This window comes from Leptospira yanagawae serovar Saopaulo str. Sao Paulo = ATCC 700523 (assembly GCF_000332475.2).
Taxonomy (GTDB): domain Bacteria; phylum Spirochaetota; class Leptospiria; order Leptospirales; family Leptospiraceae; genus Leptospira_A; species Leptospira_A yanagawae.
In genome coordinates this window covers 1-5,481 of record NZ_AOGX02000014.1, presented here as the reverse complement: position 1 = coordinate 5,481, position 5,481 = coordinate 1, and the positions used below count along the sequence as shown (strand labels likewise).

General features: G+C 34.2%; 7 protein-coding genes and 1 pseudogene. All 8 read left to right on the top strand.

Annotated features, from left to right (window positions below; all coding sequences use genetic code 11):
• Nucleotides 1–152: 152 nt before the first annotated feature.
• Nucleotides 153–362 (top strand): annotated as a pseudogene (locus LEP1GSC202_RS20470) (transposase); the annotation flags it as partial.
• Entirely contained in the window at nucleotides 340–564 is a 225-nt protein-coding gene (locus tag LEP1GSC202_RS03575) for a hypothetical protein (RefSeq protein ID WP_015676328.1), read from the top strand. The pseudogene LEP1GSC202_RS20470 and the gene LEP1GSC202_RS03575, both read left to right, overlap by 23 nt.
• Nucleotides 525–1,163 (top strand): IS3 family transposase, encoded by a 639-nt coding sequence (locus LEP1GSC202_RS03570; RefSeq protein WP_015676332.1) that lies wholly within the window; start codon nucleotides 525–527, stop codon nucleotides 1,161–1,163. Before LEP1GSC202_RS03575 ends, LEP1GSC202_RS03570 begins: the two co-directional genes overlap by 40 nt.
• Entirely contained in the window at nucleotides 1,160–1,837 is a 678-nt protein-coding gene (locus LEP1GSC202_RS03565) for a hypothetical protein (protein WP_015676334.1), read from the top strand. Before LEP1GSC202_RS03570 ends, LEP1GSC202_RS03565 begins: the two co-directional genes overlap by 4 nt.
• A 222-nt stretch (nucleotides 1,838–2,059) precedes the next feature.
• Nucleotides 2,060–2,293, top strand: a complete 234-nt coding sequence (locus LEP1GSC202_RS03560) for an Imm32 family immunity protein (RefSeq protein ID WP_015676333.1) — start codon at nucleotides 2,060–2,062, stop codon at nucleotides 2,291–2,293.
• Between the two features lie 1,159 nt (nucleotides 2,294–3,452).
• Nucleotides 3,453–3,836: a type II toxin-antitoxin system RelE/ParE family toxin gene (locus LEP1GSC202_RS03555; RefSeq protein WP_015676327.1), complete on the top strand. Its 384-nt coding sequence runs from the start codon at nucleotides 3,453–3,455 to the stop codon at nucleotides 3,834–3,836.
• Nucleotides 3,833–4,114, top strand: a complete 282-nt coding sequence (locus LEP1GSC202_RS03550; RefSeq protein ID WP_015676036.1) for a helix-turn-helix domain-containing protein — start codon at nucleotides 3,833–3,835, stop codon at nucleotides 4,112–4,114. Before LEP1GSC202_RS03555 ends, LEP1GSC202_RS03550 begins: the two co-directional genes overlap by 4 nt.
• A gap of 905 nt (nucleotides 4,115–5,019) precedes the next feature.
• Nucleotides 5,020–5,307: a hypothetical protein gene (locus LEP1GSC202_RS19410; RefSeq protein ID WP_051125280.1), complete on the top strand. Its 288-nt coding sequence runs from the start codon at nucleotides 5,020–5,022 to the stop codon at nucleotides 5,305–5,307.
• Nucleotides 5,308–5,481: the final 174 nt, after the last annotated feature.

The following is a 5,481-nucleotide window of genomic DNA, read 5'->3' as shown; positions in this document are numbered from 1 at the left end:
TTTCTTAAACGAATTCAATCTTCTTGGCACTGACCTGCTCCCCAAAAACTGCACCGATATTTAAGTTAGTTTTCTCCGATATTAAGGAGAGAGCATTATGGCAAGAAAGAAGATAGAAGAAAGCGAGATTTTTCGGATATTTAAAGGAAGCAGAAACAGGTATTCCAATCAAGGAACTTTCACGAAAATACGGAATCACTGAACAAACATTTTATCGCTGGCGTAACAAGTATGGAGGAATGGAGCTTAGCGAAATCAAGAAGATGAAGGCACTCGAGCAGGAAAATTCAAATCTCAAAAGATTGGTAGCTGACATGGCTCTCGAATCCAAGCATAAGAATGTTTTGGGAAAAAAGTTTTGAGCACGCCTCTAGTAAGGAGAGAGCAGTTGATCTGCTAGTTGAAGAGGGACTTTCTCTAAACAGAAGCCTAGATGTTGTTCTTCTTCCTAAATCAAGTTATTATTATCAGCCGAAAGCTATTGATGAAGAGACAATGAACGAAATTCGAAGACTTGCTTTTCGATGGAAACGGAAGGCTATCGACGAATTTACCGAAGGTTAAGAAGGTCGGGTAGGACAATCAATCATAAGAAAGTATATCGACTATATTGCTTAGAAGGGCTTAAAATAAGGACAAAACCGAAGCGAAAGAAAAGAAATGCATCATCACAGCAACTACCATTGCCTAAGAATTCAAACGAAGTTTGGTCAATGGACTTTGTTTTCGAACGGACGATTGATGGAAGAAAGCAAAGAATTTTAACAGGTATTGATCATTTAACAAGAGAGAATACCATACTTCAGGCAGAGTTTACTTTTTCGTCAGAAAAGTTGATCAGATATTTAAACACCCTCGAAAGACTTCCAAGAGCATTTGTTTTGGATAATGGAACAGAATTTACATCCAAAGACTTCCAGAAATGGGCAGAAGATAAGGGGATAGAAATTCACTTTATTGAAAAAGGAAAACCAACACAAAATGCATTTATAGAAAGTTTCAATGGTAAACTTAGAGATGAGTGTTTGAATCTACACTACTTTAAAAATCAAAGAGAGTTAACCGATGCTTTGCGAATTTTCCAAAAGGAATACAACGACGAGCGTCTTCACTCTTCATTGAATTACTTGACTCCTTCAGAGTTTAAGCGATCTTATGGTTGAAATGTTTAGAGAAAACTAACTTATCCATTGGTACTGAAAATGGGGGCAGGTCACCTGCTACAACTTATAGCGATTCTTTAATTCAAATGGGTATCTTAAATTCAGACAATAATATAAATGTAAAATATTTTAAAGAAAACGATATTGATCCAAATATACCCTTTTTAGAACACGGTGGCTATTCGACCATTCACTTGAGACATCATTTTTTCGATCTGTTACTTGAATGTATTCAAAAAATGGAACTAAATGATTTGGATCACTTACTTAAGAAAAAATACATTCAGGATGGATCTTTGATAAATAAATTATGCTTCTATGTGGGTGGATTATATGGACATAGTCCAAAGTTACCAATAACTAAGGCAACGCCACCAACGCACCTTTATTTTCGCAGAAAACCATATTTTGTTGAATGGGATATTAACTCGCTGTTTCTTTGTTCAACAACAGCTACCATAAGATTGGGTAGTCGTAGTATTTATGCCATTTATGGTATAATCAGGAATATAGGAAAAATAACTAAAGATGGAACTGAATTTATACATATAAAAATTAGACCACTTGCGTTTGGCTCACCAAAAATAACCAAAGACAGAACCCCAAACATTCACTACTACAAAAATAACTTTGCCGATTTTGATTACCCAGATGAAGACTATGATGAATCATAATCTAATTTTGCTTACTGCGAATAACAGCGACTAACCGCTTCGCTTCGGCACTTGCGGCCTCGCTCGGTCTGCGACACATAGGCTTCTGGCACTCCCCTTGCCTGCGCAAGTGTCGTGGCCAGTCCCTAACGTCCCGTCGGGACTCAGGGCCAGCCTACGTCGGTTAGTCTAATTCGTTATACGAAATTGCGAAAAATATTTAGAGAACAAAAAGGAAAATAAATGGAATACTTGTTAACATTTGAAATAGAAGACGAAGTATTAAAAATACATGGTTCACCAGAAGGATTAAAAAATCTAGGAGATGCACTGGAGAAACTGATAAAGAATACAAAACAAGGAAATTTTGATCATTCTCATTTAATGGAAGACTCTAATTTTGGACTTACTTTAGAAAAACAATCAGAAACCTCTGAAATAATTAATCATGTGAAAATCTATTGCTGGAATAAATAATAGAGATAAAATTACTATCAATACCTAATCATTCTAAAAATAATATTATATTTACCGAAATTCTAAATTTAAGTTTATAATTGGTTTAAAAACCCATTACATAAAGTATAGTTTATATATGACTTTCTTTGGTGCATTTCTTAACTTCTATCAAATTAAAAATTAAAACGTATAATGAGTATATATTTCATATTAACGAATATATACAATACTAAGTATAGATATTTAATATAAGATTAAGAATCTGAAAATTATGTCAAAATATCGTTTTTTAAAGTTGTAATAACTAATTCAAAAAATTTAAGTTTGAAGATATTTTCAATAAAAACCAAAGGTATATACAATTCGCAACTTCGTATAACTGCCGCTAACCACTTCGCTTCGGGACGAGCCCTCGCTCGGTCTGCGACACATAGGCTTTTGTCACTCCTCTTGCATTCGCAAGCGTCGTGCCAATCCCTAACGCCTCTCCGAGGCTCAGGGCCAGCCTACGTCGGTTAGCTTGTTCGTTATGCGCAATATCTAAAAAAAGTGATTAAGAGATTCTTCTTTTTAAATCAGGATAAAATATTAATTTAGCGCTTCATACTTAAAAGATTCGTTCTATCGAAAATCCGTTGATTCCCTCTAAATTCGAGATACGACATCGTATATAATCCAGAAAAGGAAATTTCAAAGAATGAACGCGCCAATTTAGAGAACGTTTTATAAAGAGTTCATGGGTTTTTCTTTAGATCAGACCTTTTTTGCAGACTTGAAAATTTTTTGGTCAAAATTTTAAATTCAAATCAAATTATTTTTAATCAAAAACAATTCAAACAGGAAATCTTCTAATTTTAATAGATAGAAAACACGAGAAAAGAGAAAAGAAGTTCTGATTTTTATGTTTTCTAAATACACTTCTCTTAATAATTGGATACTGCGCATAACAACGGCTGCTCACTGCGCTTCGGCACTACGGCCTCGCTTGGGCTGCGCCACATTTCCCTCCTGGCATTCGCCTTGCTTACGCAAGCTACATGCCAGTCCCTAACGTCCCGTTCCGGGACTCAGGGTCGGGAAACGTCGAGTAGCCTAATTCGTTATACGACATCTTAAAAATGTATTTTGTATCATAAATAAGGATTGACATTACGTCATTTATGATGTAATATTAACTGTGTCAAAGAAATGGAAAATTCTATATTTTGCTGAAAAAGAGGATCTACCTTCCGAAATAGAGATTTTTATCAATTCTAAGGATGAAAGGAATCAGGCAAAAATATTCGCTTGGTTAGATAAATTGGCTGAGTTAGGACCAAATCTTCCTAGACCTTACGCAGATCTGTTGATTGACGGTATTCATGAATTAAGAATTAAACTTTCAGGATCACAAATTAGAATTTTATATTTCTTTTGTTATAAAGATTATATTATACTTACGAATCAATTCGTTAAAAATACGGATAAAGTTCCTAATTCAGAAATTAATAAAGCTATTAAAAGAAGAGAATCTTTCTTACAAAAATATACTGAAAAAATCTTAAAGGAGTTAAATTTATGAGATCGTTAAAGAATCATTTAGACAATAAGTTAAAAAGTAAATCTTTTAAGGAAAAATTTGAAGAAGAGAAAGAACTTGTTAATATTTCTATTAAGCTACAAACTTTGAGAGAAAAAAAAGGGCTTTCCCAATCTGATTTAGCGAAAAAAGCACATGTCACTCAACAACAATTATCAAAAATTGAAAATGGAGTAAATTGTAACTTATCTACATTTTTAAAAGTATGTCATGCCTTAGATCTAGAAATATCTATCAAAAACAGAAAACTTTCGGCTTAGTTTCAGACGTCGTATAACAGCGACTTACCGCTACGCTTCGGCACAAGGCCTCGCTCGGCCTCCGGCAAATTCCCCTTCTGGCACTCGTTTGCATACGCAAGCTACATGCCAGTCCCTAACGTCCCGTTGGGACTCAGGGTCGGGGAACTTCGGTAAGTCTATTCGTTAATTGCAATGTCCAAAAAGGTTGTAAGAGAATCTTTTTTATGTAATTTTCGCTGGTTCTTTCTTTTCGCGCTTTTAAGAAAGAGAAGAGAAAGACAAAAGAGATTCATTTGAAGAGAAGAAAAGATAAGAAAGTGCTTCATTTCATTATTGTCTTTCTCTACTTTCTATTTGGTACAATTATTAGATCACAGTTCTGTTTAAGTAAGTTTAATTTACTTTTCCAGCGAAATGAATGATTTTAAGAGAAGAGACGCTCGGATTGTTTTGGTCTTTTTACTTTCTTACTTACACTGGTTACTATTATTGGACACTGCAATTAACATCGGCTAACCACTTCGCTTCGGGTCTTACGCCCTCGCTCGGCCTACGGCACATAGGCTTTCTGTCACTCGTTTGCAGTCGCAAACTACGTGCCAGCCCCTAACGTCCCGTTCCGGGACTCAGGGTCAGCCTACGTCGGTTAGCCTAGTTCGTTATGCGAAATAAAATAAAAATTACCGTGAAAATGATTATTTAAAAATTAAAATGTTAATTAGATCTTATACTTCAAAATCAAATCGCTAACGAAATTTTCAATTTCCATACAGAAACTCGAATTTGCACATTTTTTTGAATTTAACTAGGCAAATAAAAAGAATAATTAAACTAGATAATCAGTAAATTAATCAAATTTTATTAGAAATAACTTCTCTTATTTAAACTACTCCCTAATTATGAAGCATGATTAAATGAAAAAAATGAAATCAATACCAATAAAAATTTTTACTTTCTTAATATTATTCATATTAAATTGTCAGAATGGGGAAAATAAAATGAATATAGAATGGCCTAATTTATCAAATTATAAAGCAATATCTGGAAGAATCGCAACAGAAAAAGACATTGATGATGGAATTGCTGTATTCTCTCTTAAACTTGATGGTAAATATGTTGGCAAACCAATGGATATCGATATTCCTCAATATGCAATACACATCGATAATGAAACTAAAGAAGAAACAACCTTGTGTTGTTATTCAAGCTGAAATATCAGAATTAGATGAACTCATTGGATGTGTTAACATAAAAGATAATAGTCACTTAGTTGGAATGAAAAACGAATTCAATCTTCTTGGCACTGACCTGCTCCCCAAAAACTGCACCGATATTTAAGTTAGTTTTCTCCGATATTAAGGAGAGAGCATTATGGCAAGAAAGAA

What these genes read in the sequence shown, in the direction of transcription:
- LEP1GSC202_RS03575 (WP_015676328.1), top strand. Translation starts at nt 340, where the DNA reads ATGTTTTGGGAAAAAAGTTTTGAGCACGCCTCTAGTAAGGAGAGAGCA.
- LEP1GSC202_RS03570 (WP_015676332.1), top strand. Translation starts at nt 525, where the DNA reads ATGGAAACGGAAGGCTATCGACGAATTTACCGAAGGTTAAGAAGGTCG.
- LEP1GSC202_RS03560 (WP_015676333.1), top strand. Translation starts at nt 2,060, where the DNA reads ATGGAATACTTGTTAACATTTGAAATAGAAGACGAAGTATTAAAAATA.
- LEP1GSC202_RS03550 (WP_015676036.1), top strand. Translation starts at nt 3,833, where the DNA reads ATGAGATCGTTAAAGAATCATTTAGACAATAAGTTAAAAAGTAAATCT.
- LEP1GSC202_RS19410 (WP_051125280.1), top strand. Translation starts at nt 5,020, where the DNA reads ATGAAATCAATACCAATAAAAATTTTTACTTTCTTAATATTATTCATA.